Below are 25577 nucleotides of genomic sequence, written 5' to 3' on the forward strand. Positions count from 1 at the left end.
GTCGCCCGGCGGCGACCGGCCCTTTCGCATGCCCGATCGGGCTTCACAGCCGGTGCGCCGCCCCCGTGGGCGTGGCCCCCCGCGTGTCGAGGAGGAGCTGGGCCTTCACCGACAGGCCCTGCAGGTCGTACGTCCGATGCTGCTGGAGCAGGATGGTCAGGTCCGCGTCGGCTGCTGCCTCGTACAGCGAGTCCGCGCGGGGTACCGGGCGGTCCAGGACGTTCCAGGACGGGATGTGGGGGTCGTGGTAGCTGACGGAGGCGCCGAGGCTCATCAGGCGGACGGCGATCTCCTCTGCGGGGGTGGACTGTTGGTCGGCGAGGTCCGCCTTGTAGGTGACGCCGAGGAGCAGAACACGCGCCCCGCGCGCGGACTTGCCGTGTTCGTTCAGAAGCGTGGCCGCGCGCTGGACGACGTAACGCGGCATCTGGCTGTTGACCTGCTGGGCCAGTTCGACCATGCGCAGGGTGCGGCCGGTGGGCGCGGTGAGGTCCTGGGGGACGGCGTGGCCGCCGACGCCGGGGCCGGGGCGGAAGGCCTGGAAGCCGAAGGGCTTGGTCTCGGCGCAGCGGATGACGTCCCACAGGTCGACGCCCATGTCGTGGCAGAGGACGGCCATCTCGTTGACGAGGGCGATGCTGACGTGGCGGAAGTTGGTCTCCAGGAGCTGCACCGTCTCCGCTTCTCGCGGGCCACGCGCGCGTACCACCTTGTCGGTGAGGCGTGAGTAGAAGGCGGCGGCCGATTCGGTGCAGGCGGGGGTGAGGCCGCCGATCACCTTCGGCGTGTTGGCGGGGGTGAACTCCCGGTTGCCGGGGTCGACCCGGCTGGGGGAGTAGGCGAGGTGGAAGTCGCGTCCCGCGCGCAGGCCCGAGCCTTCCTCGAGCAGCGGGCGCATGAGGTCCTCGGTGGTGCCCGGGGGGACCGGCGACTCCAGGATCACGGTGGTGTGCGGGCGCATGCGTCCGGCGAGCGTGCGGGCGGCCGTCTCGACCTGGGTGAGGTCCAGCCCGCCGTCCGCCCCGCGGGGGGTGGGTGCGCAGATGACGGCGGTGCGTACGCGGCCGAGTTCGGCGGGGCTGGTGGCGTGCCGGAAGCCCGCCGCGAGCATGCGGCGCAGTTCGGCGGGGCTGAGCGAGCCTGGTTCCGGCCCGGTCGGGTATCCGAGGGTCGGGATGCCGGCGGCCACGGCGGCCTGGGCCAGCGGCAGGCCGTACGGGCCGAGTCCGATGACGGCGAGATCTGCGGGCATGGCGTGGGCCGTCCTTCCCATTAGCCGAAGCGGGACAGGTGCGCAAGCCCTGTGGACAGAATGAGCGAGCGCAATGTCAGACTAGGAGTAAATATGACCGAAGTACGGGATTGATCCCCTGTGTCTTTCTGGCGGGCGGACGACGTCCGCCGGGCAGGTCCGTGAAGGTTGTCCACAGGCTGGGGGTGACTGGTGGCTGAAGCCGGGCAACACGGTCAGAATCTGGGCATGGGGGATACGACCGGGCCGCGCCCCCCGGGTGCGGCCGGTACGACCTACAGCGGGAGGCAGCGGTGAGGACAGCGACACTGGGGCCGGCGCAGCGCGCCGAGTCACTCGCATCAATGGCCGAGCGCGAGTTGGACCTGCTGGTCGTCGGGGCCGGAGTCGTCGGCGCGGGGACCGCGCTGGACGCGGTGACCCGAGGGCTGTCCACCGGCCTGGTCGAGGCGCGTGACTGGGCGTCGGGCACGTCGAGCCGGTCCAGCAAGCTGATCCACGGCGGCCTGCGCTATCTGGAGATGCTCGACTTCGCCCTCGTCCGCGAGGCGCTCAAGGAGCGCGGCCTGCTGCTGGAGCGGCTCGCCCCGCACCTGGTGAAGCCGGTGCCCTTCCTGTACCCCCTTCAGCACCAGGGCTGGGAGCGGCTGTACGCCGGTTCCGGAGTCGCCCTCTACGACGCCATGTCGATGGCGCGCGGCCATGGCCGGGGCCTTCCCGTGCACCGGCACCTGAGCCGCCGTCACGCCCTGCGGGTCGCGCCCGCCTTGAAGAAGGACGCGCTGGTCGGGGCCCTGCAGTACTACGACGCCCAGATGGACGACGCCCGCTTCGTCGCCACCCTGGTGCGGACCGCCGCCGCGTACGGCGCCAAGGTGGCCAACCGCGCTCGGGTGACCGGGTTCCTGCGCGAGGGCGAGCGCGTGGTCGGCGCCCGGGTGCAGGACGTCGAGGCCGGCGGGGAGTACGAGATCCGCGCCAAGCAGATCGTCAACGCCACCGGCGTGTGGACCGACGACACCCAGGCCATGGTGGGCGAGCGGGGCCAGTTCCATGTGCGGGCCTCCAAGGGCATCCACCTGGTCGTGCCCAAGGACCGCATCCATTCGGCGACCGGGCTGATCCTGCGTACCGAGAAGTCCGTCCTGTTCGTCATCCCCTGGGGCCGGCACTGGATCATCGGCACCACGGACACCGACTGGGACCTCGACAAGGCGCACCCGGCCGCGTCCAGCGCGGACATCGACTATCTGCTGGAGCGGGTGAACTCCGCGCTGGCGGTGCCCCTCACGCGCGACGACGTGCAGGGCGTCTACGCGGGGCTCAGGCCGCTGCTGGCCGGGGAGTCCGACGCCACCAGCAAGCTCTCGCGCGAGCACACCGTGGCCCACCCGGTGCCGGGTCTGGTCGTGGTGGCGGGCGGCAAGTACACGACGTACCGGGTGATGGCCAAGGACGCGGTGGACGAGGCGGTGCACGGGCTCGACCTGCGGGTCGCCGAGTGCGTCACCGAGGACATCCCGCTGCTCGGCGCGGAGGGCTACCGGGCGCTGTGGAACGCGCGGGCGCGCATCGCCGCCCGGACCGGGCTTCATGTGGTGCGCGTGGAGCACCTGTTGAACCGGTACGGCGCCCTGGCCGAGGAGGTCCTCGACCTCGTCACCGCGGACCCCTCGCTCGGCGAGCCGCTGAAGGCGGCGGAGGACTATCTGCGCGCCGAGGTGGTGTACGCCGCCTCGCACGAGGGCGCCCGGCACCTGGACGACGTGCTGACCCGGCGCACCCGTATCTCCATCGAGACCTTCGACCGGGGCACGCTCAGCGCCCGTGAGGCGGCCGAGCTGATGGCGCCGGTGCTCGGCTGGGACAAGGACCACATCGAGCGGGAGATCGAGCACTACGAGAAGCGGGTGGAGGCGGAGCGGGAGTCCCAGCGCCAGCCGGACGACCTGACGGCGGACGCGGCGCGGCTCGGGGCGCCGGACATCGTGCCGTTGTAGCTCGGCTGTCCCTTCGGCGGGCCCCTTCTTCACTCGAACGAGTGTGGCGAGCTGGGATCTTCGTTCGGGACCCGGGCGTTCTACGAGGTGCGGGGGCAGAACTCGGCCGTGAGCAACCGGGGTTCGAGGCCGGGGTCCGTCACCGCTGTCGTGTTCACCCGGAAGGTGAGGACATGGCGTCCGTCGACGGTGGCCGCGGTGCGCACGGAGCTGCCGGAGATGCGTCCACCGTGTCCCCACACCGTGGTGCCGCACGGCAGCTTCGCGGGGAACAGACCCATGCCGTACGAGCCGTGCGCGGTACGGGTGTCGAGCATCTCGCGCAGCCGGCGCGGGGGCAGCAGTTCGCCGCCCAGCAGTGCCGCGTAGAAGCGGTCCAGGTCGGCGAGCGTGGTCACCAGCTCACCCGCGGCACCGGCCACCCGCGGGTCGAGCTCGGTGACGTCGTGGCCGTCGGCGGTGTAGGCGCGGCCGTGCGGTTCGGGGAGAGAGGTGCGCGATCCGGGAAAGGAGGTGCCGGTCAGGCCCAGGGGAGCGATCAGCCGGCGTTCGGCCTCGGCCGCGTAGGAGCGGCCGGTGACCTGCCGGACGACCAGGCCGAGCAGGACGTAGTTGGTGTTGGAGTAGGCGAAGCGGCCGCGGTCGGCCGGAGGGTGGGTGAGCGCCAGGCGTACGGCCTGATGAGGGGTGAGGGCGACCAGGCCCCCGGTGTCCGCGGTGAAGTCGTACAGGCCGCTGGTGTGGGTGAGCAGGGCACGCAGGGTCAGCGCGCGCCCGTCGTTCCCGGCTCCGCGCACCAGCCCCGGCAGATGCCGCTCCACCGTGTCGGACAGGGACAGCCGCTGTTCTGCGGCCAGTTGCAGGACGACCGTCGCGAGGAAGGTCTTCGTGACGCTGCCCGCCCGGAAGTGGTCGGCGGGACCGATGCCGGGACCGGTGGTGGCGAAGTGGGTGGTGCCGTTCTCGTCGCGGGAGAGCAGGGCCGCGGCCGGGGCGCCGCCTTCGGTGACCAGCAGCGGAAGGACCGCGTCCGCGGCCGGTGCGGGGGGCGCCGAGGAGGCGGCCGGGGTCAGGCACAGGAGGGCCGCGGCCACAGGTACGGCCAGTAGGGTCCGGAGCGGCGGCATGGCGGGAACCCTACTTGTCGGCATACGGAACCGTCCCTTGTCGGCATGGCGGGACCTCCTTGTCGCGGCCCATCATGCAGGGCGCGGAACGTTCAGTTCCGGTGGGGGTGGCTCCGGGCGCCGGAGCTCTCACGCCCCATCGGCACCCTGGGCGTCGGGCACTTGTCGGGTGAGAGACAATGGAGGCTCTGTCAGGGCGGGTTGCATGAGGGGACGCATGTCGGAGGCGGAGCGGGCGGGGACATCCCGTCAGGACAACAGCGCACGTCTCCTCGCCGGGCGGTACCGGCTGGGAGATGTGCTGGGCCGCGGGGGCATGGGCACGGTGTGGCGTGCCGAGGACGAGACCCTGGGGCGCACCGTCGCCGTCAAGGAGCTGCGGTTCCCCTCGAACATCGACGAGGAGGAGAAGCGCCGGCTGATCACGCGGACGCTGCGGGAGGCCAAGGCCATCGCGCGGATCCGCAACAACAGCGCGGTGACGGTCTTCGACGTCGTCGACGAGGACGACCGGCCCTGGATCGTGATGGAACTCGTCGAGGGCAAGTCGCTCGCCGAGGTCATCCGGGAGGACGGCCTGCTGGAGCCGAGGCGTGCGGCGGAGGTCGGGCTCGCGGTGCTCGACGTGCTGCGCTCGGCTCATCGACAGGGCATCCTGCACCGTGATGTGAAGCCCTCCAACGTGCTGATCGCCGAGGACGGCCGGGTCGTGCTCACCGACTTCGGCATCGCCCAGGTCGAGGGCGACCCGTCCATCACCTCCACCGGCATGCTCGTCGGCGCGCCCTCCTACATCTCCCCGGAACGGGCCCGGGGCCACAAGCCGGGGCCGGCGGCCGACCTGTGGTCGCTCGGCGGTCTGCTGTACGCGGCGGTCGAGGGCGTGCCGCCGTACGACAAGGGCTCCGCGATCGCCACGCTCACCGCGGTGATGACCGAGCCGCTGGAGGAGCCGAAGAACGCCGGGCCGCTGCGGGACGTCATCCACGGGCTGCTCACCAAGGACGCGGCCAAGCGGCTCGACGACGCGGGTGCGCGGAGGATGCTGAACGCCGTCATCCACGCGCCCGCGTCCAAGGCCGCGGAGCCCGAGGCGCCGGACGCGACGAAGGTCGTGCCGCTGCCCGCACAGCCCGACGCACCCTCGGAGAAGGGCGGTTCGGGCGGTTCCGGGGACGCCGGGGAGCGGCTGCGGGGGGCGCTGCGCTCGGTGCGCAAGGCGGCTGTCGCGGCGGGGGCCGGGGCGGCCGCTCGGGCCAAGACGGCGGACGGGAAGGCCGATTCGGGCGCGGGTTCGGGCGCGGGCGCCGGTTCGGGTACTGGCACGGGTTCGGGGTCCGGATCTGGGTCGGGGGCCGGTCCGGTCAGTGGCCCGGGATCCGGCGCCGGCTCGGGCTCCGGTTCGGGTTCGAGGCCTGCCTCGGGTTCCGGGGCCGGATCCGAGGCCGGGGGTAACGCGGCTTCGGGTGGACGTAGTTCGGGGTGGCCCGTGATGACGCCGCCCGCCGATCTGCCGACTCGGTCGGTGCCCAGGGCGCCGCTGACCGATGTGGTGCCGCGGCGGACGCTGGTGGTCATCGCCGTGGTCGTGGCGCTGGCCGTGCTCGGGGTGGTGCTGGCCGTCACGTTCGGCGGGGACGATTCCAAGGACTCCGCGGGCGGGGACACCAAGGCGTCGGCAGAGGCGAGCGCCGGTGACACCAAGGCGGACGAGAGCGGCGGGGCGAGTCCGGACGGGAAGGCGAGCGAGTCGGCCACGTCCGGGGAGGCCTCCGGGGCAGGCCCGAGTGCCGAGGCGAGTGCGACCACCGGCAGTGGGAAAGGCTCTGACGGTTCGTCCACCGGGTCCTCCGGCAAGGGCAGCGGTGCGGCGACCACGCACGAGGGCAGCCAGGGGTACTCGATCGGGCTGCCCAAGGGGTGGAAGTACCAGTCCACCAGCGCCGCGGGCGATCGTTTCACCGGGCCCGACGGACAGAAGCTGCTCATCGGCTGGACCACCACGCCCAAGGACGACCCGGTCGCCGACTGGGAGAACCAGGAAGGCGGCATGCAGCGCGCCCAGTACCAGCGGATCCGCATAGAGGCGGTGAACTACCGGGGCTGGAACACGGCCGACTGGGAGTTCACCTATGTCGACGGCGGCACCAAGTACCGGAGCATCGACCGCGGGTTCGTCGTCGACGACGATCTGGGGTATGGGCTGATGTACACGGCGAAAGCCGCCAATTGGGGCAGCGAGCTGCGTAAGGACACATGGCGGACGCTCACGAGGACCTTCGAACCGGAGGATTGACCGTCACTTGGAGTGACGGGTCACGGTTTGGGGCCTGAGATCTGGCATCCCCTCTTGGTGAGTTGCCTCCGGCACGTATCGTGAGTGCTTGCGGACCGTACGCATCCAGGTATGTATGCACAACGGGACGTGACGCGAACGGAATTGACCGACCGGGCGGCCGGGGGAGGCATCGTGGACGAGTACGCGGGTCGGGTGCTCGCCGACCGTTACCGTCTGCCGCTGCCGCCGTCCGACGAGTACGAGCTCACCGAGACCCGGGCCTTCGACACCTACAGCGGGCAGGAAGTCCTGGTCCGCCAGGTGCCGTTGCCGGAGGTCGTCGAGGCCGAGGTGCTCGACGCGGAAGGGTTGCCCGACGGTTTCACCGCGCGTGACCGGGGCGCGGCGCCGCGTCGGCCCGCAGGGCGGGGGAGTACCCGTCGGCCCACCGAGCCGGCCGTGCGACGGGCCGTGGAGGCCGCGCAGGCGGCGGCCCGGATCCCGGACCATCCCCGGCTGGACCAGGTCTTCGACGTGTTCGCCGAGGGCGGTTCGCTCTGGATCGTCAGCGAGTTGGTGTCGGCGCGACCGCTGGCCGCGCTGCTCGCCGAGAAGCCGCTGACGCCGTACCGGGCGGCGGAGGTCGCCTCCGACGTGCTGATGGCGCTGCGGGTGCTGCACGCGCACGGCTGGGTGCACCGGAACATCACCGCGCGGACGGTTCTCGTCTGCGACGACGGACGGGTGATGCTGACCGGGCTCGCGGTCGGGGCCGCGGAAGAGGCGCTGTGCGGGTACGACCCGGTGCCCGCGGACGACGATGCCGGTGGCGTCGGCTTCGGCGGGCCCGGTGTGGGACCCGGCGGCGGTTCCGGAGGGCCGGGGGCGTCTGTCTCCGTCGAGGTGGATCCCGAGGCGGCTCGACGGGCCGCGATCGAGGCACGGGCGGCCGGCGGGCTGCCGCCGGTCGAGGGGCCGCGCGGTGGCGCCGGCCCGGGCGGTGCGGGTTCCGGGGCGTCGGCGCCCCGGGCCGTCGAGAGCGGCGGGGACATCCGGGCGGCGCGGGCCGGAGCGATCGCCGCGTATCGCGCGGGGGCGAGGGCCGCCGCCCGGGTGCAGGAGGCCCAGAACGGCCGAGCGGCCCTCCCGGGCGCCCGCCCGACGCCGGAGGCCAACGGCGCCTCGTCCCAGGCGCCGTACCCGTCGGGGAACGGCGCGACGCAATCGCCGTACCCCTCGGCGAACGGCGCCGCGCAACCGCCGTACCCCTCCGCCAACGGCATCCAGCAGCACCCGTCGGCCCCCCCTTCCGGACCGCCCGGGCAGATCGCCGATCCCTACGGCGTCCGCGCCACGCCCTGGCACGGCGCCGCCCCCCGCACCGGCACCCCCGGCGCACCCCCGGCCACGGGCGAACGCGCGGGGGCACAGCCGGACCCCGGCCGCCCCGCCCTCCCCCCGGGTACCGCCGTCCCGGGCCAGGCGGGTCCCACCGGCGCCGGTCGCGCCGCGCCCGGCCGTACGGGCCCCGGTGTGCTCGGACCCGCGGCGGGACCCCCGGGCACGGGCGCCCGGCTCCCGGGTCAGGCAGGCCACGGCGTCCCCGTCCCCGCGACCCCCGGCGCCCCCGTCGCCGCCCGTTGGGACGAGCTCGCCGCTGTCGCTCCCGCGCCCAGAGGGCCCGCCACCGCGCTTGCCGCGGAGCGGGCGCGGCAGGCCCGGATGGCGGTCGTCGGTCCGGTCACCGAGCGATGGGCGCCCGAGCAGGCCGGGCCCGTGCACGAGAACTGGCAGTTGGCGGCGCCGATCGGTCCCGCCACCGACCTGTGGGCGCTCGGGGCGCTGCTGTTTAGGGCCGTGCAGGGGCACGCGCCGTATCCGGAGGAGTCCACCGCCGAGCTGGTGCAGATGGTGTGCGCCGAGCCGCCCGCCTTCGCGGAGGAGTGCGGGCCGCTCCGGCCGGTCGTCGAGTCGCTGCTGCGCCAGGACCCCACCGAGCGGCTCGACTTCGAGGAGTTGCGCGGCTGGCTGCGCTCCCTCGTGCGGTCGGCGCCCGAGCCGGAGGCCGGGGCGCATGTCGTGGCGGCGCCGCCGGTCGACGCCAGCCGGCTGCCCGTCGTGCGTCGGCGCGGCGAGCTGGTGCGCCGACGCCGTGCCGGGCTGCCCGCGCATCACGGGCGGCACAAGCGGGCGCGGCAGGAGGCCGGTTCGCCGCGCAGCCTCGGCCGTACGCTGCTGGTGCTGATACTGCTGCTGATGGCGGGGGCGATCGCGTACGCCATGCTCTTCATGCCCAAGGCCGACACCGGAAGCGGCGCCGACGACACCGACCGCACCGGGGCCACCGGCGAGGTCGGTCAGGCACCGGAGGCGAGCAGCGAGCCCCGGCCGGACCAGACGTCACCGGCGGACGACAACACCCCCTCGAAGGGAGCGGGTTCCACCGAGACACAGACCGGCACCGACCCCGACCTCCCCGACGGATTCGCCCTGCGCGCCGACGACGAGGGCTTCGAGGTCGCCGTCGCCAACGGGTGGGACCGGACGGGGAAGAACGGCCGAGGACAGGTCGTCTACTCCCACGGGGACTTCGAGCTCATCGTCGTACCGGGCCGGGACACCGCCGCCGAGTACGGCAGCGACCCGATGGCGTACCAGCGGGAGGAAGAGCCGGAGCTGCAGCCGTACCGGGACTCCAGCTGGGCCACCTCCACCGGTCTGAAGACCATCGAGGTGGGCGGACGGACCATGGCCGAGGGCCAGTTCACCTGGACCGACGACGCGGGCCGCGAGCGCTTCGTACGCAATCTCGCGATCCTGGTCGGTGACCGGTACCACGTGGTGCAGGTGCGTGGTCCGGAGGCCGAGCGGGACGAGGTGACGCGACTGTTCGAGCAGGCGTCGGCGACGTACCGGGTCACCGGCTGATCAAGCCTTCCGACTGTGGGTGACGGGCCGCGGACGGTTGCGTTCCGGGGGTGGAAGCGACAACCGTCACAGTGCTGTCTCTGTGCGGCCCCGCAGGTTCCCTGGGCGTGCGCCGGTCCTTAATGTGACCCTGTCAAGAGCATTGCGGGGCAACGTGAATCAGATGCAGGGCCGGCTCCTCGCGGGGCGATACCGACTGGCCGACGCCATCGGCAGCGGCGGTATGGGCCGGGTGTGGCGTGCGCACGACGAGGTGCTGCACCGGGCCGTCGCGATCAAGGAGTTGACCGCAGCGCACTTCGTCTCCGAGAGCGACCAGGAGCGGCTGCTCGCCCGTACCCGGGCCGAGGCCCGCGCGGCGGCGCGGATCAACCACTCGGCGGTCGTCACCGTGCACGACGTGCTCGATCACGACGCCCGGCCGTGGATCGTGATGGAGCTGGTCGAGGGCCACTCGCTGGCCGACGCGGTCAAGGAGCAGGGCCGGGTCGAGCCGCGCGAGGCCGCCCGGATCGGACTGTGGGTGCTACGGGCCCTGCGCGCCGCGCACTCCGCCGGTGTCCTGCACCGCGACGTCAAACCCGGCAACGTCCTGCTCGCCGAGGACCGCCGCGTCCTGCTCACCGACTTCGGCATCGCGCAGATCGAGGGCGACACCACCATCACCCGCACCGGCGAGGTCGTCGGCTCCGTCGACTACCTCGCCCCGGAGCGGATCCGCGGTCATGACCCGGGCCCGGCGTCCGACCTCTGGGCGCTGGGCGCCACCCTGTACACGGCGGTGGAGGGCAGGTCGCCGTTCCGCCGTACCTCGCCGCTCTCCACCATGCAGGCGGTCGTCGAGGAGGAGGCCCCGCAGCCCGCGTACGCCGACGCGCTCGGCCCCGTCATCGCGGCCCTGCTGCACAAGGACCCCGCCGTACGCCCCGACGCGGCCGCTGCCGAGCTGATGCTCGCCGAGGCGGCCGAGGGCCGGCGGCCGAACGCGGCGCAGGTGTACGTGCCGACGCAGGCCGCGCACCACCCCCGGGTCGCGCCCGAGCGGCCCACGACCCCGGAGCCGGCCCCGGCGGCCCCCACCGCCCCCGCCCCTCCCCGGCGCCGCCTGCGCACGCTCGCCCTCGTCGTGGTGGTCGCGGCCCTGGTCGGCGGAGGCACGGTCCTGGCGCTGCAGAAGTGGGACGAAGGACGGCGCCAGGGCACGACCGTGACGTCGACTCCCACGAACAAGTCGACCGGGAGCCCGCGGTCCAACGTCCCCGCGGGCTGGGTGCGCGTGGACGACCCGCTGGGATTCAGCCTCTCCCTGCCCGAGGGCTGGGAGCGCAGCGTGTTCAGTGACCAGGACGGCCTGACGCAGATCGACTACTCGCCCGACGGGGGCAGGAACCTGCTGCGGATCGCCGTCGACAGCGCCCCGGACTTCGATGACCCGTACGCCCACCAGGTCGCCCTGGACGAGCAGTTGAAGCAGCGACTCGTGGACTACACCACGGTCGGCCTGAAACGCACGCTCTACCGCGACCGCCAGGCCTCCCGCCTGGAGTACACCTGGACCCAACTGGCCAAGGACTCCGACTTCCCCGGTCCGTTCCAGGCCGTCGATCAGATGTACATCGCCGACAGCGGCGCCGAGTACGCCTTCTACATGTCCGCCCCCGTGGGCGAATGGGCCAGGGCCGAGGAGCGGTTCGAGACCGTGCTCAAGAGCTGGCGCGAAGGCTGACGCAGTTGGCCGGTCAGCGCCGCGGAAGGCAGCCGTCCGGCGGGGCATGATGGGGCGTATGGCGACCCACGGGGATCACGGGGAGAGCGACTTCCCGGTCATCGCAGGCCGTTACCGTCTGGAGGCGCGGATCGGGCGCGGCGGCATGGGTGTCGTGTGGCGGGCCACCGACCAACTCCTGGGGCGAAGCGTGGCGGTGAAGGAGTTCCCCTTCGACGAGACCGATCCCGGCGCGATCTCCCCGGCGGACCTGCGGCGCCGCCGTGAGCGTACGCTCCGCGAGGCGCGGGCGGTCGCGCGGCTGCGGCATCCGCACATCATCGTCGTGCACGACGTCGTGGAGCACGCCGAACGGCTGTACATCGTCATGGAGTTGATCGACGGCGGCTCCCTCGCCGACCGGATCGTGGCGCACGGACCCGTCGACGCCGTCGAGGCCGCGCGGATCGGCGCCGAGCTGCTGAGCGCGCTGCGCACCGCGCACGCGGCCGGGGTGCTGCATCGGGACATCAAGCCCGCGAACGTCCTCATCGACACCGCCACCGGCCGGGTCGTGCTCACCGACTTCGGGATCGCCCAGGTCGCGGGCGCCAGCACCCTCACCGAGACCGGCACCTTCGTCGGCTCGCCCGAGTACACCGCGCCGGAGCGGATGTCCGGCTCGGGTACCGGTTCCGCCTCCGACCTGTGGTCGGTGGGCGCGCTGCTGTGCACGGCCGTCAGCGGTGAATCGCCTTTCCGGCGCGACTCGTTGGGCGGCATCCTGCACGCGGTCGTCTTCGACGAGATACGGCCGCCCCCGCAGGCCGCCCCGCTGCTGCCGGTCGTACGGGGCCTGCTGGAGCGCGATCCGCCACGACGGCTCGACGCGGCGCAGGCCGAGTGGATGCTGCGGGACTTCCTGGCCGGGGTCCACCGCCCCGCGCCGGTGCCGGCGCCATCGGTGTGGCGGTCGCCGAAAAGCGTGCTGGTGAGCCTGGTCCTGGTCGCCGCGACGGCGGTGACCGGGGTGTCGGCGGTGGCGTTGCTGGTCGACGGGGACAGCGACGGAAACGTTCCTCCGGTGCCGTCGAGTTCGGCGCCCGGGACGTCGTCCAGCCCATCCGGCGGCGCCTCGCCCAGTCCCTCCGCCGGTGCCTCGTCGCCCGCTCCTACCGGCCCAAACCGGAGATAAGCCCTGCGAGGGGTCACGGCTCTGTGACCGGACGGCGTTCGAGGTGGCTCGAGTGTGCCTTGGCGCGATATGGATGGACTCATGAACAGCAACGGGGGAGGCCCTTACGGGTCCGACGAACCAACCAGTTTCGGCCTGCAACCGCCAAGAGCGTCGGCGGCCGTGCCCCACCCGGACCATGTGCCGCACCCGGGCAACCCGTACGCGGCGCCCACCCAGGTCGTCCCGCCGCAGCAGCCCGCGGCCGCGGACCCCGGTGCCGGTCGTCTGATCGCGGGCCGCTACCGGCTGTTGAGCAAGCTCGGGCACGGCGGCATGGGCACGGTGTGGCGGGCCAAGGACGAGACCGTGGACCGCGAGGTGGCCGTCAAGGAGCCCCGCATCCCCGACCACCTTCCCGAACGCGAACGCGCCAACGCCTTCGAGCGGATGCGCCGCGAGGCCCGCGCCGCCGCCCGGCTCGACCACCCCTCCGTCGTGAACGTGCACGACGTGGCGCTGGTGGACGGCCAGCCGTGGATCGTGATGGAACTGGTCCAGGGCCGCTCCCTCGGCGACGTCCTCCAGGAGGGCACCCTCGACGCCCGCGAGGCCGCCCGCATCGGCCTCGACGTGCTCGGCGCCCTGGAGGCCGCGCACGCGGCGGGCATCCTGCACCGGGACGTGAAGCCGGACAACGTGCTGCTCGGACGGCACGACCGGGTCGTGCTCACCGACTTCGGCATCGCCCAGATCGAGGGCGAGACCAATCTGACCGACACCGGCGGCTTCGTCGGCTCGCCCGAGTACATCGCGCCCGAGCGCGTGCTGGGCCAGCGTCCGGGCCCGGCGAGCGACCTGTGGTCCCTCGGTGTGGTGCTGTACGCGGCGACCGAGGGCGTCTCGCCGTTCCGCCGCAGCAACACCCCGGCCACGCTCCAGTCCGTCCTCAACGCCACCCCGGCCGCGCCCGCCTCCGCGCAGGGCCCGCTCGCCGAGGTCATCACCGGACTGCTCCAGAAGGAGCCGGCCCACCGCCCGAACGCGGCCCAGGTACGGGCGCTGCTGGACAGGGCCGCGGCCCCGCCGGCGCCTCCCGCTCCGACGCAGGTCGTGCAGCTGGCGGGCGGCCCGGAGACGGGCGTCCGGCTCGGCCGGGGAGCGCTCGTCGGCATCGGTGCCGCGTTCGTCGCGGTCGTCGTCGCGGCGGCGGGTCTGGTGGTCGCCGACCCCTTCGGAGGCGAGGAGGGCCCGTCCGATCCCTGGGCCCTGAAGGCCGAGCAGAAGCTGGGCGTGACGCTGAGCGTGCCCAAGGACTACCAGGTGGGCAAGCCGGACGCCGACGAGACGGACAAGAACTGGGTGACGTACTCCGACGCGAGCGGCGCGATCTCGATCGGCGTGCACGTGACCCGGAGGGCCGACGACACCTCGGGCACCCTCAAGGGCTCCGCCGCGGCCCAGATGTACGCCGAGAACGAGGAGTTCGAGAGCTCCGGCGAATACGACCTCTCCATGCCCGCGAACCCCCGGACCAACACGAAGGAGACGACCTACAAGGGCAAGAAGTCGGCCGAGAACACGGTCGTCTACACCACCAACGACACCCAGAACCCCCTCCCGCGCGAGCTGAGGGTCTTCTACTACATGAACTCCGACAAGGACATGTACAAGGTGACGATCAGCTATCCCGGCAAGGGTGACTTCACCGAGCGGGGACGCGAGGTGGCCGAGAAGGTGATCGCGGATCTCGACATCAAGACGCTCTGAACTGAGGCTTCCACGTGCGATTGGTCGGCGGACGCTACCGGCTGCTCGAACGCATCGGCTCCGGCGGCATGGGCACGGTGTGGCGCGCGCTCGACGAGCTGGTCGAGCGTGAAGTCGCCGTAAAACAGCCGCGGTTGCCCGGTGACCCCGAGGACGAGTCGTACCAGCGGGCCGCCCATCGCCTCTACCGCGAGGCCCGGGCCGCCGCGCGGGTCGAGCATCCGTCCGCCGTCGCCGTCCACGACGTCGTCGTGGAGGAGGACGGACTGCCTTGGATCGTCATGGAGTTGGTGCGCGGCGAGTCCCTGCACGAGCGGCTCCGGGAGGGCCCCCTGGAGCCCGTCGAGGTGGCCAGGATCGGCCTCGCGGTCCTCGGCGCCCTGCGCGCCGCGCACTCCGTCGGCATCGTGCACCGGGACGTGAAGCCGGCGAACGTCCTGCTCGGCGGGCACGACCGAGTCGTCCTCACCGATTTCGGCATCGCCCATGTCCAGGGCGAGGAATCCCTCACCGCCACCGGGGAGTTCGTCGGCTCACTGGAGTTCATAGCCCCCGAGCGCATGTCGGGCCGCACCGCCGGGCCGCCGTCCGACCTCTGGTCCCTCGGTGTCCTCCTCTACGCCGCCGTGGAAGGCTGGTCGCCTTTCCGCCGTACGACGGTGGAGTCCACGCTCGCCGCGATCCTCGCCGTCGACCCGCCCGAGCCGAAGCGGGCGGGCGCCCTCGGGCCGCTGCTGGTCCGGCTGCTGGCGAAGGACCCCGCGGCGCGACCGGACGCCGAGGAGACCGCGGCGGCGCTGCGGGCGGTGGCCCCCGGGGCACGGCAGCCGACCTCCGGCGCCCAGGAAGCCGCGGAGCCGCGGGAGCCCGAGCCGCAGGACGCGTCGGAGCTGGCCGAGTTCGGGGACGACATCGGCACCGTGCGGCTGGCGCCGGAAGCCGACACCTCCGCCGAGCCGATCGCGGTCATATCCGCCGTACGACCGGGCCCGCGTCGCCCCCTCCACCGCCGCCCCCTCCCTCTGGCCCTGCTCGGCGGCACCCTCGTCGGCGCCTCCTGGCTCGGCGTCGCGCTCCTCACGGGCCCCGACAGCGGCGCGGCCACGAGGAACACCACGGCGACCCGTACGGCGGCCCCGGGGCCCAGTGCCGAACCCGGTTGGGCCGCCCACCCGGAGAAGGCGATGCACGCCACCCTCGCCCTCCCCACCGAGTACGAGGAGTTCGCCCGCCAGGGCAGCGCCTCCATCCAGCCCCGCGTCGTCGAGTACGCGGACCCGGACAGCGCCGTACAGATCCGCCTCACCCAGTGGGACAAGGCGCCCGGAACCCCCATGAGCCAGGCGAAGCAGCACGCGGCGACATGGGAGTTCTTCGAGGACCCCAGCACCCAGTACACCGAGACGACCTTCCGCGGCTGGGAGGCCGTGCAGTCCGACAGCACCTACGGGGAACCGGAGTTGCGGCGCCGCGTCCTGGAGCTGTTCGTCCGCACCGACGACCACCGGCTGTACGAGCTGCGCGTCGAGATGCCCAAGGGCACGGCGCAGGAGAAGACGGGCACCGCGGTTTTCAAGGACGCCCGCGACCGGCTCAGGATTGCCACAACGCCCTGATCAGCGCATTTGTTGCCAGCAGTCACTGGCGGCATGTGAGCACTCGGTGAATCCCCATTACCGCCGGGTACACAAAGCCTTCGGAGCGGCATACCCTGCGCGTCATGACGGACTCGCAGGCCCCGGCACAGACCGGCACGAATCCCCTCGCCCCCGCCCCGGAGGGCGCCCGCACCGCCGCCGACGTGGTGACCCCGGAGCTGGTCGCCCAGCTGACCCGCGGTGTGGCCGGTTCGGGACGCACCGCCAACCACACGCCCTTCACCGGCGAGAAGCTGGCGGACCTGCCGGAGTCCACGCCCGAGGACGTGGAGAAGGCGTTCGCCGCGGCCCGCGCCGCCCAGGCGGTCTGGGCGCAGACCCCGGTGAGGCAGCGCGCGGCGGTGCTGCTGCGCTTCCACGACCTGGTGCTGGAGCGCCAGGCCGAGGTGCTGGACCTGATCCAGCTGGAGACCGGCAAGGCCCGGCTGCACGCCCACGAGGAGGTGCAGGCCGTCGCGATCGCCGCCCGGCACTACGGTCGCCGGGCCGCCGCCTACCTGAGGCCGAAGCGGCACGCGGGTGCCATGCCCACGCTCACGCGGGTCACCGAGCTGCGCCACCCGCGCGGGGTCGTCGGCCAGATCGCGCCCTGGAACTACCCCCTGGAACTCTCCGTCGGCGACGCCCTGCCCGCCTTCGTCGCGGGCAACGCCGTCGTCATGAAGCCGGACACCGAGACCTGCCTGACCGCCCTGTGGGCCCGTGACCTGCTGATCGAGGCCGGGCTGCCCGCCGAGGTCTTCCAGGTCGTACTCGGCGAGGGCCCGGTCGTGGGGCCCGAGGTCGTCCGCCACGCCGACTACGTCTCCTTCACCGGCTCCACCCGCACCGGCCGGGAGGTCGCCCAGAGCGCCGCCGCCCGCCTGGTCGGCGTCTCGCTCGAACTCGGCGGCAAGAACGCCATGCTGGTCCTCCAGGACGCCGACATAGAGAAGGCCGCGGCCGGCGCCATCCGCGCCTGCTTCTCCTCCGCGGGCCAACTGTGCATATCCATCGAGCGGTTGTACGTCCACGAGTCGATCGCCGACGCCTTCCTGGAGCGCTTCGCCGCCCGTACGAAGGCCATGCGGCTCGGCCGCTCCCTCGCCTACGGCGCCGACATGGGCTCGCTGGTCGGCGAGCGGCAGTTGGAGACCGTCAAGCGGCATGTGGAGGAGGCCGTCGCCAAGGGCGCGAAGGTCGTCGCCGGCGGAGTCGCCCGGCCGGACGTCGGCCCGTACTTCTTCGAGCCGACCATCCTCGACGAGGTGACCGAGCCCATGGCGGTCTGCAGCGAGGAGACCTTCGGTCCGGTCGTCTCCATCTACCGCTTCTCCAGCGAGGACGAGGCGATCGAGCACGCCAACGCCACGCCGTACGGCCTCAACTCCTCGGTCTGGACGAAGGACGGCGCCCGCGGCCGAGCGGTGGCGGCACGGCTGCGCACCGGCACGGTGAACGTCAACGAGGGCTACGCCCCCGCCTACGGCAGCGTCCAGTCCCCGATGGGCGGCATGAAGGACTCCGGGCTCGGCCGCCGGCACGGCTCCGAGGGCATCCTCAAGTACACCGAGGCCCAGACGGTCGCCCAGCAGCGGCTGCTGCCCATGGCCCCCTCGCTGGGCATGGACGACGAGAAGTACGCCCAGCTCATGAGCCGCAGTCTCAGGCTCATGAAGGCATTCCGGTTCCGCTAGTCCGCTCTTCGCCCAAGAGTCGGTCAGTCCGCCATGGTTCAAGAGGAGAGCGCGTGAGCAAAGACGCTTACGACTACGACGTCATCGTCGTCGGATCAGGCTTCGGCGGCTCGGTGACCGCCCTCCGCCTGACGGAGAAGGGCTACACGGTCGGTGTCCTGGAGGCGGGTCGGCGCTTCACCCGCGAGACCCTCCCGAAGAACTCCTGGGACCTGAAGAACTTCCTCTGGGCCCCGAAACTCGGGATGTTCGGCATCCAGCGCATCCACCTGCTGGGCAACGTCATGGTGCTGGCGGGCGCGGGTGTGGGCGGCGGATCGCTGAACTACGCCAACACCCTCTACGTACCGCCGAAGCCGTTCTTCGAGGACCCGCAGTGGCGGGACATCACTGACTGGCAGGAGGAGTTGAAGCCGTACTACGACCAGGCCCAGCGGATGCTCGGCGTGCGGCTCAACCCCACCATGACCCCCTCCGACGTCCATCTGCTGGCCGCCGCCCAGCGGATGGGCGTGGGGGACACCTTCCACATGGCCCCGGTCGGCGTCTTCTTCGGCGACGGTGAGGACGCGGACGGCTCGGTGCGGGCGCGCGCGGGCGAGCAGGTCGCCGACCCGTACTTCGGCGGCGCGGGCCCGGACCGCAAGGCCTGCACCGAGTGCGGCGAGTGCATGACGGGCTGCCGGCACGGCGCCAAGAACACCCTGAACGAGAACTACCTCTATCTCGCCGAGAAGGCCGGCGCGGTCGTCCACCCCATGACGACGGTGGTCTCCGTCACCGACGACTCGCAGGGCGGATACGCGATCGCGACGCTGCCGACCGGCCGGAAGAAGAGCGAGGGCCGCGTCTTCAAGGCCCGCCGGGTCGTCCTCGCCGCCGGCACCTACGGCACCCAGACCCTGCTGCACCGGATGAAGGCGAGCGGGCAACTGCCGTATCTCTCGCCGAAGCTGGGCGAGCTGACCCGGACCAACTCCGAGGCGCTGGTGGGCGCGCAGACCGACAACCGGCGCTACCGGAAGATCACCGGCGAGAAGAAGGTCGACTTCACCCGCGGGGTCGCCATCACGTCCTCGATCCACCCGGACGCGAACACCCATATCGAGCCGGTCCGCTACGGCAAGGGCTCCAACTCCATGGGCGGCCTGACGATCCTCCAGGTCCCGTACACCGAGGGCGCGTCGCGCGTCGCGGCCTGGCTGCGCAACTCCGCACGGCATCCGCTGCGGGTCCTGCGCTCGCTGTCCAACCGGCGCTGGTCGGAGAAGACCATCATCGGCCTGGTGATGCAGTCGCTGGACAACTCGCTGACGACGTACCTGAAGCCGGACGGCGTCGGCAAGGGCATGCTGACCGCCCGCCAGGGGCACGGCTCGCCCAACCCGATGCAGATCAAGGCGGCCACGGAGGGCGCGACCGCGCTCGCCGAGTCGATCAACGGCTTCGCGGGGTCCAATGTCGGCGAACTCATGGGCACCCCGCTGACCGCCCACTTCCTCGGCGGCTGCCCGATCGGCGCCACCCGTGAGACCGGCGTGATCGACCCGTACCACCGGCTCTACGGCCACCCGGGCATCTCGGTGGTCGACGGCGCCGCGATCTCCGCCAACCTGGGCGTGAACCCCTCGCTGACCATCACCGCGCAGGCCGAGCGGGCGATGTCGTACTGGCCCAACAAGGGCGAGGAGGATCCGCGTCCGGCACAGGAACAGCCGTACGAGCGGCTCCAGCCGGTCGAGCCCAAGACGCCCGCGGTCCCGGCGGAGGCGTTCGGCGCGCTGCGCCTGCCCTTCCTGGGGATGCCGGCGGTGCCGCCGAAGAAGTGACGGAGACAGCGAGAAGGACCTGCACCCCCCTCCGAGCGCAGGTCCTTCTCTCTTTGTTGCGTCAGGCTCTCGCCCGGGCTTTGGCCTCAGGCTCCGGTGAGGCTCACGCCTCGGCGCCCGCCCGGCGGCGCTTCATCGCGAACATCACGCCCGCACCGGCGACGATCGCGACACCGCCGACGGTGGCGATGACCGGCAGGTTCGAGTCCGAACCGGTCTCGGCGAGCTCACCGTCGACGTCGACCTCGTTCACGTCGGTGATCTCGTCCTTGCCGCCGGTCTGCGGCTTGGAGTCATCCGGCTTGCCCGGGTTCGAGCCGGCCGGCAGCACCTCGAAGAAGTAGATGCCGTAGTTCTCGTCCTCGGAGGTCCAGCACCCGTCCTCGGTGGAGTACTCGGCGAGGCCGATGGCGATGCCGACCGCGCTCGGGACCTCGCGGCTGACGCTGACCCGCAGGTCGTAGCTGATCGACTGGCCGCCCTCGAGGCTGAAGGTGTTGAGCGCGCCGCCCTCGCCGAACTGGGTGGCGATGTCGACCCAGGTGCCGCCGTTGCGCACCTGCACGGTGACGAGGTCGGTGTAGTCGTCCTCCAGCTCCCAGTCCATCGCGGCGACGCCGACGATCGGCAGGATCTCCTCGATCGTCTCGTCGCTGGAGTTGCTGACGTTGAACTTGAAGTTCGTCCAGCCGCTGCCGGCCACGACCTGCTCGGGCAGACCGGTGATCGAGCTGTGCAGCACCTCGCTGATGTCGATGACCGGGTCGCCGTTCTCGTCGACCGGGCACTCCTCGACGACCTCGTCGTCGCCCTCCTCGTCCTCGTCCTCGTCCTCGGACTCCGAGGCGGACGGGCTCGCGGTGGCGCCCGGGGAGGTGCTCTGGTCGGCCGGCGGGGTGCTGTCCGACGGGGCGGGGCTGGTGGTGTCGTCGGCGGGCGGGGTGGAGTCCGACGGGGCCGGGCTCGTGGTGTCGTCCGCGGGCGGCGTGGAGTCCGAGGGCGCCGGGCTCGTGGTGTCGGCGTCGGCCGGCGGGGTGGAGTCGTCGGCGGCCGGGGTGCTCTCCGTGGAGCTCGGCGCCGGCGACGTCTCGTCCGTGGCGAACGCCGCGGGGGCGGACAGCAGGGCGATCGGCGCGATGGCGGCGGTCGCCGCGGCGGCGGCCAGAGCACGGCGAAGCTTCATGAAGACCTCGAGGAGTCGATGCTGAGAGGCCTCCGCATGGGGGAGCGGGTGTGGCCCTTGGTTCGCATGGTTGGATCCGCGAAGCCTGCGAATGGTTGTCCCTTCACTCACACGGTTCTTATGTGAGCTGGGCCACTTTCCGGGCGGGTGTGCGGCCACGGCGAAGGGCCCCGCGGGACGGAGCCGCGGGGCCCTTCTTCCGTCAGCACCGGCGTCAGGGCAGCGCCGGTGCCTGGGGAGCGGCGCCGGGGGGTTGCGCCGCTTGTCTCGGTCGTGCGCCGCCGCGAGGTCTCGGCCGGGGCGGTGACACACTGCAATGCGGTTGTCTACGGCGGGACTTGGGGGCTTCGACCGTTCGGTGCGTCCCGCCGGTCGGCCCCGGGCGTCCCCGGAGCCGACCGTTCTCTTGGGTGACCGGGCTGCTGTCCCCTGCCGTCCGGTCACTTGACTGGAACGAGGTCCCACGACGCACGGCACGATCCGTACGTCTCATCGCTCCAGTGAGCCACGCGTGGTTCTTTCGGGCCCGCCCCTGGCTGGCACGGACACCACCACCAACGAAGCGTCCCGCGTGACGGTCACGCGCCGTACGGGTGAGGGCGGGCTCGAACTCAGATGCGACCGCGGCACAGTTCGAGCAGCGTCATCGCGAGGCCCGTGCCCGGCTTGCCCAGCGCCTGCCGGAAGTGGTCGAGGACCTCCATCTCGCGGGAGAGGTTCACCCGGCGTCCGCCGGAGGCGATCCGGGCCTCCTGGATGACGGCGGACACGGCCATCCGTTCCTGGATCAGGCCGATGATCCGGTCGTCGAGCGAGTCGATGCGCTCACGGGCACCGGTGATCACGTCGGCGGCCTCGGAGGTGCGGGCGCCGGTGACGTCCAGAGCGGTCATTTCAGGGGCTCCTTTGGGGGCGGGGCCCCGGATCGGCACGGTCCGGGAAACGACAGGCGCCCCGGGCCTTGTCGGCCCGGGGCGCCTGGGAAGTCGCTTGTCAGTTGCTCAAGCAGCACGACCATGGCAGCCGGCGGGCCGGATGCCATAGGTAAAGAGGAAGGTCGGGTGCGTGAGCATGGGGTCAGTATGCCGTGGCCCACGGTGACCGCCCAACCCGGTTCGCATCCTGAGACGTGAGCCGCCGTTTTGCGCCCCGTTAGAATCGAGGGCACAGCCCCTTTCAAGCCGCCGGAAGGCAACCCGTGTCACCAGCGACCCCCGCCGCCCCCGACACCGTCCTGGTCGTCGACTTCGGCGCGCAGTACGCCCAGCTCATCGCCCGACGCGTCCGTGAGGCCCGGGTCTACAGCGAGATCGTGCCGAGCACCATGCCGGTCGCCGAGATGCTCGCCAGGAACCCGGCGGCGATCATCCTCTCCGGCGGCCCCTCGTCGGTCTACGAGGAGGGCGCCCCCCGCCTCGACCGCGCGCTCTTCGAGGCCGGCGTCCCCGTCTTCGGCATGTGCTACGGCTTCCAGCTGATGGCGCAGAGCCTCGGCGGCACCGTCGACAACACCGGCGCCCGCGAGTACGGCCGCACCGACCTGCACGTGTCCCGCTCCTCCTCCACCCTCTTCGAGGGCACCCCGGCCGAGCAGCACGTCTGGATGTCGCACGGCGACGCCTGCTCCGCCGCCCCCGAGGGCTTCACCGTCACCGCGTCCACGGACGTCGTCCCGGTCGCCGCCTTCGAGAACGACGAGAAGAAGCTCTACGGCGTCCAGTACCACCCCGAGGTCATGCACTCCACGCACGGCCAGCAGGTGCTGGAGCACTTCCTGTACCGCGGCGCCGGCCTCACCCCGTCGTGGACCACGGGCAACGTCATCGAGGAGCAGGTCGCCGCGATCCGCGCGCAGGTCGGCGACAAGCGCGCCATCTGCGGCCTGTCCGGCGGTGTCGACTCCGCGGTGGCGGCGGCCCTGGTGCAGAAGGCCATCGGCTCCCAGCTGACCTGCGTGTACGTCGACCACGGCCTGATGCGCAAGGGCGAGACCGAGCAGGTCGAGAAGGACTTCGTGGCGGCGACCGGCGCCAACCTGAAGGTCGTCGACGCGCAGGAGCGATTCCTCGCCGCGCTGGCCGGCGTCTCGGACCCGGAGACCAAGCGCAAGATCATCGGCCGCGAGTTCATCCGGGTGTTCGAGCAGGCGCAGCTGGAGATCCTCCAGGAGGAGGGTCCCGAGGTCGCCTTCCTCGTGCAGGGCACCCTCTACCCGGACATCGTCGAATCCGGCGGCGGCACCGGCACCGCCAACATCAAGTCCCACCACAACGTCGGCGGGCTCCCCGACGACATCGAGTTCGAGCTCGTCGAGCCGCTGCGCCAGCTGTTCAAGGACGAGGTCCGCATGGTCGGCCAGGAGCTGGGCCTGCCCGAGGAGATCGTCCAGCGCCAGCCCTTCCCCGGCCCCGGCCTCGGTATCCGGATCGTCGGCGAGGTCACCAAGGAGCGCCTGGACCTGCTGCGCGAGGCCGACGCCATCGCCCGCGAGGAGCTGACCGCGGCCGGGCTGGACCGCGACATCTGGCAGTGCCCGGTGGTCCTGCTCGCGGACGTCCGCTCGGTCGGCGTCCAGGGCGACGGCCGCACCTACGGCCACCCGATCGTGCTGCGCCCGGTCTCCTCCGAGGACGCCATGACGGCCGACTGGTCGCGTCTGCCGTACGACGTCCTCGCGAAGATCTCCACCCGGATCACCAACGAGGTGCGGGACGTCAACCGGGTCGTCCTCGACGTGACGTCGAAGCCGCCGGGCACGATCGAGTGGGAGTAGTCCCTAGGTGCGCTTGACCAGGCGCACGGGTTCGCCGGGCTTCCAGATCTGAAGGACGAGGTACTTGTCGTCCTCGACGTAGGTCCTCACGACCTCGGTCAGCTCGGTGCGGAAGAGGTGGAACGGCTCCGGCGGTTCCACCTCTTCGCCGTACGCGGCCTTCTGCGCCGGGTCGGCGACCTCGATCGCCCGGCCGCTGATCCGTACGTCACCGCCGCCCATGGACTGGCCCTCCCCGGGGTTCGCCTGGAGCGCGAAGCGCGGGTCGCGGCGCAGGTCGAGCGCCTTGAGCGAGTCCGGCATCATGCCGAGCCACAGCTCACCGCCCCGGAAGCTCACCTCGAGCCCGCTGGTGCGCGGGGAGCCGTCCTTGCGCAGGGTGGCGAGGACGTGGTGCGTGAAGGCGCCGAAGCGCTTCTCCACGATCGCCGCGAATACGGGTTCGGCAGAGTTGAAGGCTGCCCAGTTCTCCGTCATACGGCGAGTGTGGCGCCGAATCCCGCCATCCGCTGTCCGGTATCAGACGCCGTACGGCACCGGGCGTACGAACCGCTGCCGGCCCTGTTCGTCGCGCACCGGCGTGCAGCCCGCCGCCGTCAGGCGCTGGGCCAGCTTGGCACGCCTGGCCTCGTTGACGCGCAGGGTGATCAGCAGGAACGCCGGGGTCAGGGCGGCGAGCGTGAGCAGGACCGCGAACTTCCCGGTCAGCGCGGCCAGCAGCACGAACAGCAGAGGGAAGGCCCAGGCCATGGTGAGCAGCTGCTTGCGGTTGCCGGCGGCACCCAGGGCGTCGTACCGGATGAGCGTCGTGATCAGGTCGACGTCCGGCTGAGCCGCGGGGACCGGCGTCAGCGAGCCCTGGTACATGCCGGGCACCGGGCCGCCCGCGCCCGCCTGCGGGAACGCCGCCGCGTTGGCCGCCGCGCGCTGCAGTGCCCGCGGATCGGCGTCCCGGACCATGCGGACGCACAGCATCTTCTGCTTGCCGACGTGGTGCAGGTCGGCGTAGGCGAAGCCGTAGCACTCGGCTATGTAGGCGAGCGCCCCGACGGTCTCCCACTCGGCGAAGGGGTGCACGAGCTCGACGACGTCCTGGGACGCGAGCTGCCGCATGAGGGCGGTGACGTGACGGTCGGCGATGCTCACGGGGACTCCTGGCGGTGCGTGGCTGGAAAGTGACGCGGATTTGCTGATTCCGGATACCAGACCCCTGACCGCCTGAAAGGGTTGCGCGTCATCTTTACAACTCGGCCCTGCCCTTTTGCCCTGACCGACGGTAACTTCCGGGCCGTAAAGCAATCAGTGCAGGAGGCTGCCACATGCTCGGGCCCACGCCGCCGGTTCCGCTCCCCACCGACCGGCTGCGCTTCGCGATGCCGCCGATGCACGAGTCGGTCGAGGACGAACGCCGGCACCGCAAGGAACGGCTCGCGGGCGCGCTGCGGATCTTCGGACGCCTCGGCTTCGAGGACGGGGTCTCGGGGCACATCACCGCGCGCGATCCGGAGTTCAGCGACTGCTTCTGGGTGAACCCCTTCGGGATGCCCTTCCGGCACGTCACCGTCAGCGACCTGGTGCTGGCCAACTCCGACGGACAGGTCGTCGACGGCCGCTACCACGTCAACCAGGCCGCCTTCACCGTCCACGCCCAGGTGCACGCCGCCCGCCCCGATGTGGTCGCCGTCGCCCACTGCCACTCCGTGCACGGCCGCGCGCTCGCCGCCCTCGGTGAACTGCTCGACCCGATCACCCAGGAGAGCTGCGCCTTCTACGAGGACATCGCCCTGTACGACGCCTACAGCGGGGTCGCCGTGGACGCCGTGGAGGGCCGCCGTATCGCCTCCGCGCTCGGTTCGCGCAAGGCGCTGGTCCTGCGCAACCACGGGCTGCTGACCGTGGGGGACTCGGTGGACGCGGCGGCCTGGTGGTTTCTGTCCCTGGAGCGGTCCTGCCAGGTCCAGCTGACCGCGAAGGCGGCCGGCCGCCCGGTGCTGATCGACCACAAGGCGGCGGTGGCGACGCGCGAGCAGCTGGGCGGGGACCTGGTGGCGTGGATCAACTACCAGCCGCTGTGGCAGGACATCAGCAGGAGCGAACCGGACCTGCTGAGCTGAAGTCCCGCAGGGCCGCTAGTGCCGCGTCAGGCAACGTTCGCCCCGTCGCGTCGCCCGGCACGCACTCTCGCCGCACCGGGCACAAGCCCAAGTACATCCAGTACGAGGGC

17 protein-coding genes are annotated in these 25577 nt (G+C 72.0%); 11 read left to right on the forward strand and 6 right to left on the reverse strand.

Annotated elements, in window-relative coordinates; genetic code table 11:
- Positions 1-43 precede the first annotated feature (43 nt).
- On the reverse strand, positions 44-1252 hold the full coding sequence (locus tag ACWDRW_RS36200) for a nucleotide sugar dehydrogenase (protein ID WP_451731468.1): 1209 nt from the start codon (positions 1250-1252) through the stop codon (positions 44-46).
- Positions 1253-1545: 293 nt separating this feature from the next.
- On the opposite strand from ACWDRW_RS36200, the gene ACWDRW_RS36205 reads away from it, so the two are divergent.
- Positions 1546-3252 carry a glycerol-3-phosphate dehydrogenase/oxidase gene (locus ACWDRW_RS36205; RefSeq protein WP_451731471.1) on the forward strand — a complete coding sequence of 569 codons (1707 nt, stop codon included), beginning with the start codon at positions 1546-1548 and terminating at the stop codon, positions 3250-3252.
- An 80-nt stretch (positions 3253-3332) separates the two neighbouring features.
- Here ACWDRW_RS36205 and ACWDRW_RS36210 read toward each other — a convergent pair whose 3' ends face one another.
- Positions 3333-4379 (reverse strand): serine hydrolase domain-containing protein, encoded by a 1047-nt coding sequence (locus tag ACWDRW_RS36210; RefSeq protein ID WP_451731474.1) that lies wholly within the window; start codon positions 4377-4379, stop codon positions 3333-3335.
- Positions 4380-4596: 217 nt separating this feature from the next.
- On the opposite strand from ACWDRW_RS36210, the gene ACWDRW_RS36215 reads away from it, so the two are divergent.
- The 8 genes from ACWDRW_RS36215 to ACWDRW_RS36250 all read left to right on the forward strand — a co-directional run bounded on the left by ACWDRW_RS36215 (position 4597) and on the right by ACWDRW_RS36250 (position 19397).
- Positions 4597-6675, forward strand: a complete 2079-nt coding sequence (locus ACWDRW_RS36215; RefSeq protein ID WP_451731510.1) for a serine/threonine-protein kinase — start codon at positions 4597-4599, stop codon at positions 6673-6675.
- Positions 6676-6849: 174 nt separating this feature from the next.
- Positions 6850-9585 carry a protein kinase gene (locus ACWDRW_RS36220; protein ID WP_451731477.1) on the forward strand — a complete coding sequence of 912 codons (2736 nt, stop codon included), beginning with the start codon at positions 6850-6852 and terminating at the stop codon, positions 9583-9585.
- A 163-nt stretch (positions 9586-9748) separates the two neighbouring features.
- Positions 9749-11311, forward strand: coding sequence for a protein kinase domain-containing protein (locus ACWDRW_RS36225; RefSeq protein ID WP_451731480.1), 1563 nt, complete (start codon positions 9749-9751; stop codon positions 11309-11311).
- Between the two features lie 58 nt (positions 11312-11369).
- Positions 11370-12485 carry a serine/threonine-protein kinase gene (locus ACWDRW_RS36230; RefSeq protein WP_451731483.1) on the forward strand — a complete coding sequence of 372 codons (1116 nt, stop codon included), beginning with the start codon at positions 11370-11372 and terminating at the stop codon, positions 12483-12485.
- Positions 12486-12566: 81 nt separating this feature from the next.
- On the forward strand, positions 12567-14234 hold the full coding sequence (locus ACWDRW_RS36235; protein ID WP_451731486.1) for a serine/threonine-protein kinase: 1668 nt from the start codon (positions 12567-12569) through the stop codon (positions 14232-14234).
- 68 nt (positions 14235-14302) lie between these two features.
- Positions 14303-15850 (forward strand): serine/threonine-protein kinase, encoded by a 1548-nt coding sequence (locus ACWDRW_RS36240; RefSeq protein ID WP_451731513.1) that lies wholly within the window; start codon positions 14303-14305, stop codon positions 15848-15850.
- A 104-nt stretch (positions 15851-15954) separates the two neighbouring features.
- Entirely contained in the window at positions 15955-17568 is a 1614-nt protein-coding gene (locus tag ACWDRW_RS36245) for a succinic semialdehyde dehydrogenase (RefSeq protein ID WP_451731489.1), read from the forward strand.
- A 53-nt stretch (positions 17569-17621) separates the two neighbouring features.
- Complete coding sequence (locus ACWDRW_RS36250; RefSeq protein WP_451731492.1) at positions 17622-19397, forward strand: GMC oxidoreductase; 1776 nt, start codon at positions 17622-17624, stop codon at positions 19395-19397.
- Positions 19398-19500: 103 nt separating this feature from the next.
- Here the strand turns inward: ACWDRW_RS36250 and ACWDRW_RS36255 are convergent, their stop codons facing one another.
- Positions 19501-20580, reverse strand: coding sequence for an LAETG motif-containing sortase-dependent surface protein (locus tag ACWDRW_RS36255; RefSeq protein WP_451731495.1), 1080 nt, complete (start codon positions 20578-20580; stop codon positions 19501-19503).
- A gap of 611 nt (positions 20581-21191) precedes the next feature.
- Positions 21192-21473 carry a chorismate mutase gene (locus ACWDRW_RS36260; RefSeq protein ID WP_451731497.1) on the reverse strand — a complete coding sequence of 94 codons (282 nt, stop codon included), beginning with the start codon at positions 21471-21473 and terminating at the stop codon, positions 21192-21194.
- Between the two features lie 305 nt (positions 21474-21778).
- Here ACWDRW_RS36260 and guaA point away from each other — a divergent pair, with 305 nt between their 5' ends.
- Positions 21779-23353, forward strand: a complete 1575-nt coding sequence (gene guaA / locus ACWDRW_RS36265) for a glutamine-hydrolyzing GMP synthase (protein ID WP_451731499.1) — start codon at positions 21779-21781, stop codon at positions 23351-23353.
- Between the two features lie 3 nt (positions 23354-23356).
- On the opposite strand, the gene ACWDRW_RS36270 is transcribed toward guaA, so the two are convergent.
- Positions 23357-23830, reverse strand: a complete 474-nt coding sequence (locus ACWDRW_RS36270; protein ID WP_451731501.1) for a pyridoxamine 5'-phosphate oxidase family protein — start codon at positions 23828-23830, stop codon at positions 23357-23359.
- 42 nt (positions 23831-23872) lie between these two features.
- Positions 23873-24499: a hypothetical protein gene (locus ACWDRW_RS36275; protein ID WP_451731504.1), complete on the reverse strand. Its 627-nt coding sequence runs from the start codon at positions 24497-24499 to the stop codon at positions 23873-23875.
- A 173-nt stretch (positions 24500-24672) separates the two neighbouring features.
- On the opposite strand from ACWDRW_RS36275, the gene ACWDRW_RS36280 reads away from it, so the two are divergent.
- Complete coding sequence (locus tag ACWDRW_RS36280; RefSeq protein WP_451731507.1) at positions 24673-25467, forward strand: class II aldolase/adducin family protein; 795 nt, start codon at positions 24673-24675, stop codon at positions 25465-25467.
- The last annotated feature ends 110 nt before the right edge of the window (positions 25468-25577 follow it).

Source organism: Streptomyces sp. NPDC003635 (genome assembly GCF_053587635.1).

Bases quoted from the DNA above. Each gene is read 5' to 3' on its own strand.
- ACWDRW_RS36270 (WP_451731501.1), bottom strand. From the start codon at position 23,830: ATGACGGAGAACTGGGCAGCCTTCAACTCTGCCGAACCCGTATTCGCG.
- ACWDRW_RS36280 (WP_451731507.1), top strand. From the start codon at position 24,673: ATGCTCGGGCCCACGCCGCCGGTTCCGCTCCCCACCGACCGGCTGCGC.
- ACWDRW_RS36210 (WP_451731474.1), bottom strand. From the start codon at position 4,379: ATGCCGCCGCTCCGGACCCTACTGGCCGTACCTGTGGCCGCGGCCCTC.
- ACWDRW_RS36255 (WP_451731495.1), bottom strand. From the start codon at position 20,580: ATGAAGCTTCGCCGTGCTCTGGCCGCCGCCGCGGCGACCGCCGCCATC.
- ACWDRW_RS36245 (WP_451731489.1), top strand. From the start codon at position 15,955: ATGACGGACTCGCAGGCCCCGGCACAGACCGGCACGAATCCCCTCGCC.
- ACWDRW_RS36260 (WP_451731497.1), bottom strand. From the start codon at position 21,473: ATGACCGCTCTGGACGTCACCGGCGCCCGCACCTCCGAGGCCGCCGAC.
- ACWDRW_RS36240 (WP_451731513.1), top strand. From the start codon at position 14,303: ATGGGCACGGTGTGGCGCGCGCTCGACGAGCTGGTCGAGCGTGAAGTC.
- ACWDRW_RS36235 (WP_451731486.1), top strand. From the start codon at position 12,567: ATGAACAGCAACGGGGGAGGCCCTTACGGGTCCGACGAACCAACCAGT.
- ACWDRW_RS36215 (WP_451731510.1), top strand. From the start codon at position 4,597: ATGTCGGAGGCGGAGCGGGCGGGGACATCCCGTCAGGACAACAGCGCA.
- ACWDRW_RS36230 (WP_451731483.1), top strand. From the start codon at position 11,370: ATGGCGACCCACGGGGATCACGGGGAGAGCGACTTCCCGGTCATCGCA.
- ACWDRW_RS36200 (WP_451731468.1), bottom strand. From the start codon at position 1,252: ATGCCCGCAGATCTCGCCGTCATCGGACTCGGCCCGTACGGCCTGCCG.
- ACWDRW_RS36225 (WP_451731480.1), top strand. From the start codon at position 9,749: ATGCAGGGCCGGCTCCTCGCGGGGCGATACCGACTGGCCGACGCCATC.